General features: G+C 72.3%; 12 protein-coding genes. 5 read left to right on the top strand and 7 right to left on the bottom strand.

The features are described 5' to 3' along the window. Positions 1-32 precede the first annotated feature (32 nt). From ACWC9R_RS19030 to ACWC9R_RS19000, 7 genes are all read right to left on the bottom strand, one after another. Complete coding sequence (locus ACWC9R_RS19030) at positions 33-1,058, bottom strand: LacI family DNA-binding transcriptional regulator (RefSeq protein WP_450732907.1); 1,026 nt, start codon at positions 1,056-1,058, stop codon at positions 33-35. 24 nt (positions 1,059-1,082) lie between these two features. Continuing rightward, positions 1,083-1,910, bottom strand: coding sequence for a response regulator transcription factor (locus tag ACWC9R_RS19025; protein ID WP_362609977.1), 828 nt, complete (start codon positions 1,908-1,910; stop codon positions 1,083-1,085). A gap of 762 nt (positions 1,911-2,672) precedes the next feature. Beyond that, positions 2,673-3,350: a response regulator gene (locus ACWC9R_RS19020; RefSeq protein WP_450732905.1), complete on the bottom strand. Its 678-nt coding sequence runs from the start codon at positions 3,348-3,350 to the stop codon at positions 2,673-2,675. Next, positions 3,347-4,597 carry a sensor histidine kinase gene (locus tag ACWC9R_RS19015; RefSeq protein WP_450732903.1) on the bottom strand — a complete coding sequence of 417 codons (1,251 nt, stop codon included), beginning with the start codon at positions 4,595-4,597 and terminating at the stop codon, positions 3,347-3,349. Before ACWC9R_RS19015 ends, ACWC9R_RS19020 begins: the two co-directional genes overlap by 4 nt. 23 nt (positions 4,598-4,620) lie before the next feature. Further along, complete coding sequence (locus ACWC9R_RS19010) at positions 4,621-5,136, bottom strand: hypothetical protein (protein WP_450732901.1); 516 nt, start codon at positions 5,134-5,136, stop codon at positions 4,621-4,623. A gap of 210 nt (positions 5,137-5,346) precedes the next feature. After that, positions 5,347-7,365, bottom strand: a complete 2,019-nt coding sequence (locus ACWC9R_RS19005) for an ABC transporter ATP-binding protein (protein WP_450732900.1) — start codon at positions 7,363-7,365, stop codon at positions 5,347-5,349. Continuing rightward, positions 7,362-9,095 (bottom strand): ABC transporter ATP-binding protein, encoded by a 1,734-nt coding sequence (locus tag ACWC9R_RS19000; RefSeq protein ID WP_450732898.1) that lies wholly within the window; start codon positions 9,093-9,095, stop codon positions 7,362-7,364. Before ACWC9R_RS19000 ends, ACWC9R_RS19005 begins: the two co-directional genes overlap by 4 nt. 206 nt (positions 9,096-9,301) lie before the next feature. On the opposite strand from ACWC9R_RS19000, the gene ACWC9R_RS18995 reads away from it, so the two are divergent. From ACWC9R_RS18995 to ACWC9R_RS18975, 5 genes are all read left to right on the top strand, one after another. Next, on the top strand, positions 9,302-9,547 hold the full coding sequence (locus tag ACWC9R_RS18995; protein WP_362613651.1) for a MoaD/ThiS family protein: 246 nt from the start codon (positions 9,302-9,304) through the stop codon (positions 9,545-9,547). A 10-nt stretch (positions 9,548-9,557) separates the two neighbouring features. After that, positions 9,558-10,865 carry a hypothetical protein gene (locus ACWC9R_RS18990; RefSeq protein WP_450732896.1) on the top strand — a complete coding sequence of 436 codons (1,308 nt, stop codon included), beginning with the start codon at positions 9,558-9,560 and terminating at the stop codon, positions 10,863-10,865. Between the two features lie 182 nt (positions 10,866-11,047). After that, positions 11,048-11,749, top strand: a complete 702-nt coding sequence (locus ACWC9R_RS18985) for an LmeA family phospholipid-binding protein (protein ID WP_450732894.1) — start codon at positions 11,048-11,050, stop codon at positions 11,747-11,749. Between the two features lie 226 nt (positions 11,750-11,975). Beyond that, the gene (locus ACWC9R_RS18980) at positions 11,976-12,083 is read left to right on the top strand and encodes a putative leader peptide (RefSeq protein ID WP_360054210.1); all 108 of its coding nucleotides are present in this window, start codon (positions 11,976-11,978) and stop codon (positions 12,081-12,083) included. A 193-nt stretch (positions 12,084-12,276) separates the two neighbouring features. Beyond that, positions 12,277-13,122 carry a sulfurtransferase gene (locus ACWC9R_RS18975; protein WP_450732892.1) on the top strand — a complete coding sequence of 282 codons (846 nt, stop codon included), beginning with the start codon at positions 12,277-12,279 and terminating at the stop codon, positions 13,120-13,122. Positions 13,123-13,136: the final 14 nt, after the last annotated feature.

Raw genomic sequence — 13,136 nt, 5'->3', positions numbered from 1 at the left:
ACGCCCGGATCAGCGGCTCTTGCCGGGCCCCCTCAGCCGCCGCAGCCGCAGGAGCGCCGCACCACCAGCCGCGACGGGAACTGCCGCAGCCGCTCCCGCCGGGAGCCGACCACCCGCAGCCCGTCGTCCAGCACCAGGTCCACCGCAGCCCGCGCCATCGCCTCGCGGTCCGAGGCGACCGTGGTCAGCGGCGGATCGGTCAGCCCGGCTTCCTTCACGTCGTCGAAGCCCGCGACCGCCAGCTCACCCGGCACATCGATGCGCAGCTCACGGGCCGCCCGCAGCACCCCGATCGCCTGGTCGTCCGTCGCGCACATGATGGCCGGCGGCCGGTCCGGACCGGCCAGCAGCTTCAGCGCGACCTGGTAGGCGTCATAGCGGTTGTACGGCGCCTGGAAGTAGCGCCCGTCCGTCGCCTTCCCGGACTCCAGCATGGCCCGCCGCCAGCCCTCGACATGGTCGGTGACCGGGTCGCCGGACTTCGGGGTCTCCTCCGTGCCGCCGAGGAAGGCGACGTACGGATGGCCGTGCTCCAGCAGATGCCGGGTCGCCAGCTGGGCGCCCCACACGTCGTCCGTCATCACCGCGACATCGTCGATGGCGTCCGGCCGCCGGTGCAGCAGCACCACCCGGGCGTCCCAGGCGTCGATCTCGGCGGCGGCGTGCTCACTGGGCCCCTGGCTGATCAGGATCAGCCCGGAGACCCGCATCCCGAGGAACGCGCGCAGATAGTGCACCTCGCGCTCGTCGAGGTAGTTGGCGTTGCCGACCAGCACCATCTTTCCGCGCTCGGCGGCGGCCTGCTCCACGGCGTGCGCCATCTCCGCGAAGAACGGCTGCCGGGTGTCCGGCACGATCAGGCCTATGAGATCGGTACGGCGGGACGCCATCGCCTGGGCGACGCGGTCCGGCCGGTAGCCGAGCTCCTGGATGGCGGCGAGCACCCGCTCGCGCGTGGCCGGGGCGACCGGCCTTGGTCCGTTGTTGATGACGTAGCTGACAACGGCGGTGGACGTACCCGCCAGTCTTGCCACATCATCCCGCGTCACCTTGGCCACGCGCGGCAGTCTACGCGGGTGGTGCTACCGGCGGGCAGGCCGCGCGTCCCGGGATTCCACGCCCGCGGTGACCGCCTTCCCGGAGCCGTCACCGTCCCCGGGCGCACGGTCCGCGGCGGGTGCGGACTTCGCCGCCTTCGCCGCGTCCTCCTTGGCCTTGGCCTCCGCCGCCCGCTCCACCTTCTCCGGCGTCACGAAGCGGTAGCCGACGTTACGGACCGTCCCGATCAGCGACTCGTGCTCGGGCCCGAGCTTCGCCCGCAGCCGCCGGACGTGGACGTCGACCGTCCGCGTACCGCCGAAGTAGTCGTAGCCCCACACCTCCTGGAGGAGCTGGGCGCGGGTGAAGACCCGGCCGGGGTGCTGCGCCAGGTACTTCAGCAGCTCGAACTCCTTGAAGGTCAGGTCCAGGACCCGCCCCTTCAGCTTCGCGCTGTACGTCGCCTCGTCGACCGAGAGATCACCGTTGCGGATCTCCATCGGGCTGTCGTCGGTGGTGATCGACTGGCGGCCCATCGCCAGCCGCAGCCGCGCCTCGACCTCGGCGGGGCCCGCGGTGTCCAGGAGCACGTCGTCGATGCCCCAGTCCGCGGTGACGGCGGCGAGCCCGCCCTCGGTCACCACCAGGACCAGCGGGCAGCCGGGCCCGGTGGACCGCAGCAGCTGGCACAGCGACCGCACATGCGGCAGGTCACGGCGCCCGTCGATCAGTATGACGTCGGCCCCCGGGGTGTCGATCAGGGCCGGACCCTCGGCGGGCGCCACCCGCACGCTGTGCAGCAGCAGGCCCAGCGCCGGGAGCACCTCCGTCGACGGCTGGAGTGCGTTGGTCAGCAGCAGGAGCGAACTCACGTCCGACCACCTGCCCGTTTCTCGGGGCGCTCGGCCCTCCGTTGCGTGCGGTCCTGCCTGCTTCGCTCGCCCATGACGTCTGGTTCCTCCTCGGTCCCTGCGACGGGGGCACCACCCGGCCCTGGCCGGGGGAGTCTGCGGCACTGCTTCGTACGGTCCTCACAGCCCCGGAAGCACCTGGCTGAAAGCACAAAAGGACCCGGGGGCTACGCTGCCCGGATCCTTCTTGCCCAGCAGAATAGCTCACTTCGGGTCCGAACCGGAGGGCGCTTTTGCAGCTTTTTGTATTCCGCCGATCACTTCGGGTGGTCATCGGGGGCGGTCGTTGACCGCCCCCGGCCCCCGGTCCGGGGGCGGCGCGCACCCCCGGGAGGCCCCATTTGACGCGGCGGGGCCCACCTGGCCGGAGGCCCGGCCGGGGCCCTCGCGGGTGCGGTCGCCGACGTGGCGGAGGGCACGTAATTTTTCGCGGGGCCGTTCCACGATGTGGATGGCTTCCCACGTTTTTGGCTTTCCCGCCGTGGTGGCTGGTCGCCGTCTGGTGCCCGCTGCGCGGTGCCCCCGGCGTTGCGCCTGCGGCGGGCGTTGCCGCTGCGCGGGGCTTGGGCGCGGGTGATGCTTGCGCTTCCTCGCCGTTGCGCCTGCGGCGGGTGGGGGTGGGAAAAACGGTGAGTGGGGGCGTGCGCCGGTGGTCGTGTGCGGCGCTGAGGGGCGTGGGCATCGTTGGTGGGCATGGGCCCTTGGGGGCGTGATGGAGGGTGCTCAGGTCACCAGGCCTGTGCGGTGGGCGTAGCGGACGGCCTGGGCTCGGTCGCGGGCGCCGGTCTTGGCGAAGATGCGGTTGATGTGCGTTTTGACCGTGGCGCGGGTGAGGTAGAGGCGGGCGCCGATCTCGGCGTTGGACAGTCCCTGGCCGATCAGTGCCAGGACCTCTGCCTCGCGGGCGGTCAACCGGTCGGGGGGTGGGGTGGGGAGGGCCGGAGCGGTCTCGGTGTGTGGTGGTACGGCGGTGACGGCCGCGACCAGGCGTTCCTGGACCACCGGGTCCATCCAGATCCGGCCCGCGTGCACGGCCCGGATGGCCCGTTCGATCTCGTCCGCGCCCGCGTCCTTGGTGAGATAGCCCTTCGCCCCCGCCCGCAGTGCGGGAAAGACCGACGCGTCGTCCGCGTAGGTCGTCAGCACCAGCACAGCGGTTCCCGGAGCCTCCTCGCGCAGCGTCCGGGTGGCGGCGAGTCCGTCCGTGCCGGGCATGGCCAGGTCCATCAGCACGACATCGGGGCGGTGTTCCCGGGACAGCGCCACCGCCTCCGCGCCGTCGGCGGCGCCGGCCACGACCTCCATGCCCGCGTTCAGGCCGACCAGCAGCATCAAGCCCTCGCGGGTCACCCGCTGGTCATCAGCGACCAGCACCCTGACCGGGGCCACGGAATCGCTCATGCCGTTATCTCCATCTCCACGGTCCAGCCCTGGCCCGCGGGTCCGGCATGGGTCCGGCCGCCGACCCGTTCGACGCGCTCGCGCATGCCCCGCAATCCGTTTCCGCCGCCCGTCCACGCCTCGGCGGACGGCGCGGGAAGGGCGGTGTCGTGGGCGTCCGCAGGCCTGCCCTGGTCCGAGATGGTCAGTGTGGTGGCCTGTGGTGTGTAGCGGAGCACCATGGCGGTGGGCGAACCCGCGGCGTAGCGGGCGGTGTTGGTGAGGGCCTCCTGCGCTCCCCGATAGAGCGCGAGACGCGCCTCCGGCGTCAGCGTCCTGGGCTGCCCGATCACCGACAGCGTGATCGGCAGCGCGAGATCGCGGCGGCACCGGCCGGCCAGGGCGGTGAGCTGGTCGACCATGGGTACGTCGTCCCCGCGCAGGGCGGCGACGGCCCGCCGGGCGTCCGAGAGGCCCTCGCGAGTCAGTTCGCCACTGCGCACGATCAGCTGTCGCAGGGCCGGGGCGACCTGATCCCGCTCGGCGAGCTTGCGGGCGCCCTCCAACTGCACTGCGAGCGCCGACAGCGACTGCGCCAGGATGTCGTGCAGTTCCCGCGCGATCCTGGTGCGCTCGGCGCCGGCGGCGGCCCGCGCCTCCGCCGCCCGGGAGTCCCGCAACTCGGCGAGCAGCAGCTCGGTGTGGTCGTGCCGCAGCCGGGCCTCCCGGGCGAAGAGCTTCGCGGCGCCCAGCGTCACGCACAGCAACGCGCAGGCCACCGACGTCTGGACCGCGAAGCCGGACGGGCTGACCAGGGCGCTGATGGCGGCGATCGCCACGGTCAGTGGTGCGGCCAGCAGGACGGCGAGCCGGGGCCGCAGGCGCGCGAAGAGCATCGCCACCGCGGCGGAGACCGGGACCATCGCCGTCGCGCTCGGCTGGAAGAGCGCCAGCACGTTGCCGCCGGCGCCGAGCACCAGCGGGGCCGCCGCGAGGGCCACCTCCGACGTCCCCGCTGTGCGGGCGAACGCCGCGACGGCCAGTGACACCACGCACCCGGCCAGCGCCAGGCTGATGACGAGACGCTCACCGGTCAGTCCCGGGTGTGGCCGGCCCTGGAGAACGGAGGCGACGGTGAGGGCCATGACTCCCCACAGCGTCAGGTGCAGCCGCACGCGCTGACGCGCGGCGCGACCGGCGGCCCGCGCCCGCGCCTCCGCGACTCCCGGACTGTCCTCCTGAGGGCCGACGGGCGGCGTTGAGCTCATGCCCGAGAGCATAGGCAGCCCGTTCACGCCGCCGGGCGGGCGACGGCCGCGGAAGAGGCCAGCCGGTAGGCGCGGTAACGGATCGCCACCAGCCGGGCCACCACCTCGGCCAGCGCCATCAGGACGAAGGCCGCCGTCCACGCCTGGGCCGAGGTGATCTCGTGGGCACGGCTGAAGTCGGCGATCGCGTCACCGCCGCCGTGATCGGCGGCGAAGACGAAGCCCATCCGGAACGCCATGCCGAACACCCACAAGGACGCCGCGGCGACCCCCGCCCTGGCATGCACGCCGTCGTCCTTGTGCCGGAGATGCGTGGTGACCCCGCAGAGCACCCCGAGAACGGCCCCCGCACCAGCCAGCACCAGCTCAAGGACGAGGTCGTTACCGGCCGTCGGCACCGACCGCAGGTAGTACAGGGCGGTGGCGCTGACGAGGACGACCGGAAGCACCAGGCTGGTCAGATCCAGCCGGCCGCCCCGGACCTGCCGCACGACGAGCAGGACGAGAATCCCGTTGACGCAATACTCGGTGATGTTCATGGCGGCCACACTGCTCGGCCCGGCCACGCCAAGCGTCAGCCCGTGGGTTGAGCCCCGGGTTGATCCCTCGCCTCCACCCCCGGTCCACAACCTCTGACGCGCGCCGCCCCCATTCCCCGAACGAAGCACCGCCCCACCGGCGCGGGCACCGCGAAGCGGGCACCGAACGGCGAGCAACGCCCACGGCGGGACAGCCAAAAACGTGGGGAATCACCCCGTCTCAGAGGCGGGTTCCGCGAACTGCGCCGCGTACAGCCGCGCGTACGCTCCATCGGCCGCCAGCAGCGCCTCGTGGGGGCCCTGTTCGACGATGGCGCCGTTCTCCATGACGAGGATGGTGTCCGCGTCGCGGATCGTGGAGAGGCGGTGGGCGATGACGAAGCTGGTGCGGCCGGTGCGGAGTTGGGCCATCGCGTGCTGGATGAGGACCTCGGTGCGGGTGTCGACCGAGCTGGTGGCCTCGTCCAGGACGAGGATGGCCGGCTCGGCGAGGAACGCGCGGGCGATGGTGATCAGCTGCTTCTCGCCGGCGGAGACATTGCCGCCCTCGTCGTCGAGCACGGTGTCGTAGCCGTCCGGCAGGGTCCGTACGAAGCGGTCGACATGGGTGGCTCGGGCGGCCGCCACGATCTTGTCCAGGGGGGTGCCCGCGGGGGCCCCGTAGGCGATGTTCTCGGCGATGGTGCCGCCGAAGAGCCAGGTGTCCTGGAGGACCATGCCGATATGGGCGCGCAGTTCCTCGCGTGACATGGCGGCGATGTCGACGCCGTCGAGGGTGATCCGGCCGCCGCGTACCTCGTAGAAGCGCATCAGGAGGTTGACGAGGGTGGTCTTGCCGGCGCCGGTGGGGCCGACGATCGCCACCGTCTGGCCGGGGCGGACGGTCAGCGAGAGGTCCTCGATGAGCGGCTGGTCGGGTGCGTAGCGGAAGGAGACGTCCTCGAACGCGACCCGGCCCTCGACGCGTGCGGGGCGGGCCGGCCGTGCGGGGTCGGGGTCCTGGTCCGTGGCGTCGAGGAGTTCGAAGACCCGCTCGGCGGAGGCGACACCGGACTGGACGAGGTTGGCCATCGAGGCGACCTGGGTGAGCGGCTGGCTGAACTGGCGGGAGTACTGGACGAAGGCCTGGACGTCGCCGATGGAGAGGGCGCCGGAGGCGACGCGGAGGCCGCCGACCACCGCGACCAGGACGTAGTTGAGGTTGCCGATGAACATCATCGCGGGCTGGATGATGCCGGAGATGAACTGGGCCCTGAAGCCGGCGGTGTAGAGGGCCTCGTTCTGTTCGGCGAAGAGTGCGGCGGACTCCCGCTGGCGGCCGAAGACCTTCACCAGGCTGTGGCCGGTGTACATCTCCTCGATGTGCGCGTTGAGCCTGCCGGTGGTCTTCCACTGCTGGACGAACTGCGGCTGGGCGCGCTTGCCGATCCTGGTGGCGACGACGACCGAGACCGGGACCGTGACCAGGGCGACCAGCGCCAGCAGCCACGAGATCCAGAACATCATGGCGAGCACGCCGAGGATGGTCAGCAGGGAGGTGACGATCTGGCTGAGGGTCTGCTGGAGCGTCTGCTGGATGTTGTCGATGTCGTTGGTGGCCCGGGAGAGCACCTCGCCGCGCTGCTGCTTGTCGAAGTAGCTCAGCGGCAGCCGGGCCAGCTTCTCCTCGACCTGTTCGCGCAGGCGGAAGACCATCCGCTGGACGACGCGGGTGGCGATCCGGGCCTGGACGAAGCCGAACAGCGAGGCGCCCGCGTAGATCAGGGTGACCCAGAGCAGGACCTGGCCTACGGCGCCGAAGTCGATGCCGTGGCCGGGGACGACCGGCATCGTGCCGATCATGTCGGCGAGCCCGTCCTGGCCGTGGGCACGGAGCCGGCCGGCGGCCTGGGCCCTGGTGAGGCCGTCGGGCAGCTGCCGGCCGATGACGCCGGACATGATCAGGTCGGTGGCGTGGCCGAGGACCTTGGGGCCCGTGACGCTCAGTGTCACGCTCAGCGCGCCCAGGGCCAGCGCGACGGTCAGGATGCCGCGCTCCGGCCGCATCTGGGCCAGCAGCCGGGTGCCGGAACCCTTGAAGTCCATCGACTTCTCGGTGGGCTGGCCGCCCATCATCCGGGCGGGGCCGACCGCCGGGGCCGGGCCCCGCCGGGTGGCGGCCGGCGGCGCCGCGCCGGTGGCCGCCGGGGTCCCGGCCCCGGGGGCCGCGCCCTTGTCCGCGGTGGTCATGCCGCCTCCTGCTCGGTGAGCTGGGAGAGCACGATCTCCCGGTAGGTCTCGTTGCCGGCCATCAGCTCGGTGTGGGTGCCGGTGCCGACGACCCGGCCCTCGTCCAGGACGACGATCCGGTCGGCGCCGCGGATCGTGGCGACCCGCTGGGCGACGATCACGACGGTGGCCCGGCCGGTCTCGCGGGCGAGGGCGGCGCGCAGCGCGGCGTCCGTCGCGTAGTCCAGGGCGGAGAAGGAGTCGTCGAAGAGGTAGATCCCGGGGCGGCGGACCAGGGCGCGGGCGATGGCCAGCCGCTGGCGCTGGCCGCCGGAGACGTTGCTGCCGCCCTGCGCGACGGGCGCGTCCAGGCCGCCTTCCATCCGCTCGACGAACTCCCGCGCCTGGGCGGTCTCCAGGGCGTGCCACAGCTCGTCGTCGGTGGCCTCCGGGTTGCCGTAGCGCAGGTTGCTCGCGACGGTGCCGGAGAAGAGGTAGGGCTTCTGCGGGACCAGGCCGATGGCCTCGGCGAGCGTCTCCTGGTCGAGGGTGCGGACGTCCTCGCCGCCGACCAGGACCGTGCCGCCGGTCGCGTCGAAGAGGCGGGGGACGAGCCCGAGGAGGGTGGACTTGCCGCTGCCGGTCGAGCCGATGACGGCGGTGGTCTCGCCGGGGCGGGCGACCAGCGAGATGTCCCTGAGGACCGGCTGCTCGGCGCCGGGGAAGCGGAACTCGACGCCGCGCAGCTCCAGTTCGCCGTGGCGGCGGAGTCCGGTGACGGGGTGCTCGGGCGGGGTGACGCCGGACTCGGTCGCCAGCACCTCCTGGATGCGCTCGGCGCAGACCTCGGCGCGCGGCAGCATCATCACCATGAACGTCGCCATCATGATCGACATCAGGATGTACATGAGGTAGCTGAGGAACGCGGTCAGTGCGCCGATCTGCATGGAGCCGCTGTCGATGCGCAGTCCGCCGAACCAGACGACGGCCACGCTGGAGAGGTTCACGATCAGCATGACCAGCGGGAACATCATCGACATCAGCCGGCCGACGCGCAGCGACATCTCGTACAGACCGGTGTTGGCCCCGGCGAACCGCTCGCGCTCGTGCCGGTCGCGGACGAAGGCGCGGATGACGCGGATACCGGTGATCTGCTCGCGCAGCACGCGGTTGACGGTGTCGATGCGCTCCTGCACCCCGCGGAACAGCGGACGCATCCGGCGCACGACCAGTGAGACGAGTATCCCGAGGACCGGGACGATGACCAGCAGCAGGCCCGACAGCGGCACGTCCTGGTTCAGCGCCATGATCACGCCGCCGATGCACATGATCGGCGCCGAGACCATCATCGTGAACGTCATCAGCACCAGCATCTGGACCTGCTGGACGTCGTTGGTGGTCCGGGTGATCAGCGACGGCGCGCCGAAGGTGGCCATCTCGCGGGCGGAGAAGGACTGCACCCGGTCGAAGACGGCGGCGCGGATGTCCCGGCCGAGCGCCATGGCCGTCCGGGCGCCGAAGTAGACGGCTCCGACGGCGCAGACGATCTGCAGCAGGGTGACGGCGGCCATGAAGCCGCCGATGCGCAGGATGTAGCCCGTGTCCCCCTTCACGACACCGTTGTCGATGATGTCGGCGTTGAGGGTGGGCAGGTAGAGGGTGGCCAGGGTCTGGATCAGCTGGAGCAGCACGATCAGGGATATCGAGCGCCTGTGGGGCCGCAGATGCGCCCGCGCGAGTCGGACCAACACATCGTGAGCCTAGGCGAACACTTGCCCCCGGCAATCGAGTTTCCGTGTTCGCCGCCGTCCGGTGCCCGAGCCTTTACCGGAACGTGCCCGGCACCGGACGGGCCGCCGCGTACGCCATCATGGAGGCGGCAACGACGGGGCGACCGCCACCACGGAAGCCCCCCGACCGACACGACGAAGAGGCCGCCGTGACAACAACTGGCACCGTGCGCTACTGGGCCGCGGCCAAGGCCGCCGCCGGCACGGCAGAGGAGCCCTATACGGCGGCGACGCTCGCCGAGGCGCTCGACGCGGCGCGTGCGGCGCATGCCGCGAACCCCGAGTTCGCGCGCGTGCTGCTGCGCTGCTCATTCCTGGTGGACGGCGATCCGGTCGGCACCCGTGACCACGGGGCGGTGTCGCTGGCGAACGGCGGCACCGTCGAGGTCCTGCCGCCGTTCGCGGGAGGATGAGCCGACGACCATGAGCGACCACCAGCCGCAGCACCGCCCTTCCCACGACCCGCACGACCCGTACGCACCGCAGGAGCCCTACGGTCCGTACGCGCCGCAGGACCCGTACGCCCAGCACGACCCCTACGGGCAGCAGGACCCGTACGGCCGGCCGGCCCCGTACCCGCAGCAGGCACCGCCGGCTGCGGCGCACCCGCCGTACGACCGGCAGCCGCCGTACGGCGGGCAGCCGCCCCAAGCCCCCTACGGGCAGCAGCAGCCCGCGCCGCAGCCGGGCCCCGGCCCCTACGGCCGGCCCGCGCAGGACCCGTACGGGTACGAGGCGTACGGCCGGCAGCCCCGGCACGGGCAGCCGCAGCACGCCCGGCCGTCCCAGCAGCCACAGCAGCCCCAGCCCGGCCAGGACGGCTACCGCGGTCCGCACGCCGAGCCCGCGCCGCTGCCCACCCAGCACCAGACCGCGGCACCGGCCGACGAGCCGCCCGCCCGCCGGCACCCGCAGCAGTCCCGCCCGGCGCCCGCCGCGCCCGCACCGGCCGCCGCGGTGGTCTCCAGCGCCCCGCTCGCGGCCAACCAGCGCGCCCGCGCCGAGGGCCGCTCACCGATCATCCCGCCCGGCATCCAGCCGGCCGCGCTGACCGCCGGACTGGCCCTGCTGCTCGCGCTGACCGCGCCGCTGGCCCGTCCGGTGCTCGCCGTGCCGGTGGCGCTGCTCCAGGCCGTCACCGCCGCCGGCTGGTTCCGGCTCAACGGCATGTGGCCGGCCCGCCAGGGCATCGCGCTGGCCTTCCTGGGCGGCCTGACCACCGATGTCGCGCTGCTGGCCACCGACCGCGCGAGCGCGCCGCTGGTCGGCATCGGCACCCTCGGGGTGTGGTGTCTGCTGGTCCTCGTCCTCCAGCTGCGCAACCGCAGCAGCGCCGACGAGCGGATGTACGCGCTGACCGCGGGCCTGACCTCGTCCGCGCTCGCGGTGCTGGCCGCCGGGCAGCTCGCGGCGAGCCCGCACGCGGTGGTGGTCGGCGCCGCCGCGGTCGCGGTGGCCACGCTGGCCCGTGCGCTGCCGCTGCCGCCCGTCGCCTCGGTCGGTATCGCGCTGGTGGCCGCGGCGGGCGCCGGCATCGGGGCCGGGCAGCTGACCGGCCTGGGCGCCGCCGGAGCCCTGCTGGGGCTGGCGGCCGGCGGCTGCGCGCTGATCGGCCTGCGGGTGGCCAGCTACGACTACCCGTCCCGCTTCGTGCACATGACGGCCGGGGTGGCCCTGCCGCTGGCCCTGGCCGCGCCCGCGGTGTACGTCCTGGGGCGGACGCTGGGGTAGCGCCCGCCGGGGCCGTACGACGGCCGGACGGAGCGGCGGCGGCCGGTGGCGCACCCTGTGCGTTCCGGCCGCCGCCGCTCCCGTTTGCCCGAGGCCGTCGTCTAGGCTCCCCCGGAACGCAGGCAGGGGGCCTGCCGGGACGAGTCGGCCGTAATCCGGCCCAGTGTGGGGGAAGTGGTTCGATGCGTGCACTACGTGTGCTGGTGGTCCTCGTGGTCATACTCGGGGGACTGTTCGTGGCGGCCGACCGGGTGGCCGTGGGGCTGGCCGAGGACAAGGCCGCGGAGAAGATCCGGGCCAGCCAGGGGCTGGACAGGACCCCGACCGTCGCCATCAAGGGCTTTCCGTTCCTGACCCAGGTCGCGGGCCGCAGCCTCCAGGAGGTGGACGCCGACCTCGGGGGCCTCGAAGCCCGTGCCGAGGGGCGCACGCTGCGCATCGACCAGCTGTCGGCGCACTTCTACGACGTCGGGCTGACCAGCGACTACACCTCCATCGAGAGCGCCGCCTCGGCCACCGGCAACGCCCGGATCACCTATGCCGACCTGACGAAGGCGGCGGGCGGCGGCGTCAAGATCAGCTACGGCGGGGAGAAGAACGGCCGCAGCCAGGTCAAGATCGCGCCGAAGGTCCCGCTGCTCAGCTCGCTGGAGGTGACCGGCTCCATCAGCATCGTGGGCGGCACCACCGTCCGGCTGCGGGCCGACGGGCTGCCCACGATGTGCAAGGTCCTGCCGGGCTGTGAGAGCAAGGTGCGGGCCCAGACCGACCACGACTGGAAGCTGGACCAGCTGCCCGGCAACCTGAAACTGGACAAGGTCGTGCTGATGAACGAGGGCCTGTCGATCTCCGCCTCCGGCAGGGACGTCAAGCTCCCCGGCTGACCGGACACGCACGGCGGGCCGCCCCACCGGTCCGCCGCCGCATCCACCCGCCGTCCATTTCCTGAGACGGCCCGGTCCGTACGCCAGACCCCCCACGGGCGTACGGGCGCCCGGAGCCCGTACGGCAGCGCGCCGCGCGCCCTCCCGTCCCACTTTACGGACAAACGCGTCTCACCATGCGACACGCCGGTGACACGCCCCGCTCCGCGTCCCTACGATCGGAGCCATGCAGAGCTCATTGAGCGGTCTCCGTCCGCGGGGACGGGCGGTCCTGACGAAGCGGCGGGCAGTAGACCTGTGCCGCGTCGCCGCCATGCTCTGTCGCCCTGCCTGACGGGCCTTCCGCACCCCAGCCCCTGGGGGTGTCCCGTGCCCGGCCGGCCCCCTGGCCGTTCCGTATGTCCCCACAGCGCCATGCCGGCCCCGTACCCACGACACGGGCCGCCCGGAACTCCACGGCGCGCACCCGGCATACCCGCGTGCAACTCTGCCACTGCCCCCCGTAACTGCCCCGGAGGAGAAGAATCATGAGCCGTAGCGACGTCCTCGTAGACGCCGACTGGGTCGAGGCCCACCTGGAGGACCCGAAGGTGGTTCTCGTCGAGGTTGACGAGGACACCTCGGCCTACGACAAGAACCACATCAAGAACGCCGTCCGGATCGACTGGAAGCAGGACCTCCAGGACCCGGTCCGCCGTGACTTCGTCGACCAGGCCGGCTTCGAGAAGCTGCTCTCCGCCAAGGGCATCGGCAACGACGACACCGTCGTCCTCTACGGCGGCAACAACAACTGGTTCGCCTCCTACGCCTACTGGTACTTCAAGCTCTACGGCCACGGCAGCGTCAAGCTCCTCGACGGCGGCCGCAAGAAGTGGGAGCTGGACTCCCGCGACCTGGTCGACGGCTCCGAGGTTCCCCAGCGCCCGGCCACCGACTACAAGGCCAAGGCCCAGAACACCGCGATCCGCGCCTTCCGGGACGACGTCGTCGCCGCGATCGACAACCTCAACCTGGTCGACGTGCGCTCCCCCGACGAGTTCAGCGGCAAGCTGCTCGCCCCGGCGCACCTCCCGCAGGAGCAGTCGCAGCGCCCCGGCCACGTGCCCAGCGCCCGCAACATCCCGTGGTCGAAGAACGCCAACGACGACGGCACCTTCAAGTCGGACGACGAGCTCAAGGCCCTCTACGAGGGTGAGTCCGTCGACCTGGCCAAGGACACCATCGCCTACTGCCGCATCGGCGAGCGCTCCGCGCTCACCTGGTTCGTGCTGCACGAGCTGCTCGGCCAGACCAACGTCAAGAACTACGACGGCTCCTGGACCGAGTACGGCTCGCTCGTCGGTGTCCCGATCGAGCTCGGCGCCGCCAAGTAAGCAAGCACGCTTCT

This window comes from Streptomyces sp. NPDC001219 (assembly GCF_053597915.1).
This window is presented reverse-complemented; position numbering and strand designations above follow the sequence as displayed.

Bases quoted from the DNA above. Each gene is read 5' to 3' on its own strand.
- ACWC9R_RS19020 (WP_450732905.1), bottom strand. From the start codon at position 3,350: ATGAGCGATTCCGTGGCCCCGGTCAGGGTGCTGGTCGCTGATGACCAG.
- ACWC9R_RS18975 (WP_450732892.1), top strand. From the start codon at position 12,277: ATGAGCCGTAGCGACGTCCTCGTAGACGCCGACTGGGTCGAGGCCCAC.
- ACWC9R_RS18990 (WP_450732896.1), top strand. From the start codon at position 9,558: ATGAGCGACCACCAGCCGCAGCACCGCCCTTCCCACGACCCGCACGAC.
- ACWC9R_RS18985 (WP_450732894.1), top strand. From the start codon at position 11,048: ATGCGTGCACTACGTGTGCTGGTGGTCCTCGTGGTCATACTCGGGGGA.
- ACWC9R_RS19005 (WP_450732900.1), bottom strand. From the start codon at position 7,365: ATGACCACCGCGGACAAGGGCGCGGCCCCCGGGGCCGGGACCCCGGCG.
- ACWC9R_RS19010 (WP_450732901.1), bottom strand. From the start codon at position 5,136: ATGAACATCACCGAGTATTGCGTCAACGGGATTCTCGTCCTGCTCGTC.
- ACWC9R_RS19015 (WP_450732903.1), bottom strand. From the start codon at position 4,597: ATGAGCTCAACGCCGCCCGTCGGCCCTCAGGAGGACAGTCCGGGAGTC.
- ACWC9R_RS18980 (WP_360054210.1), top strand. From the start codon at position 11,976: ATGCAGAGCTCATTGAGCGGTCTCCGTCCGCGGGGACGGGCGGTCCTG.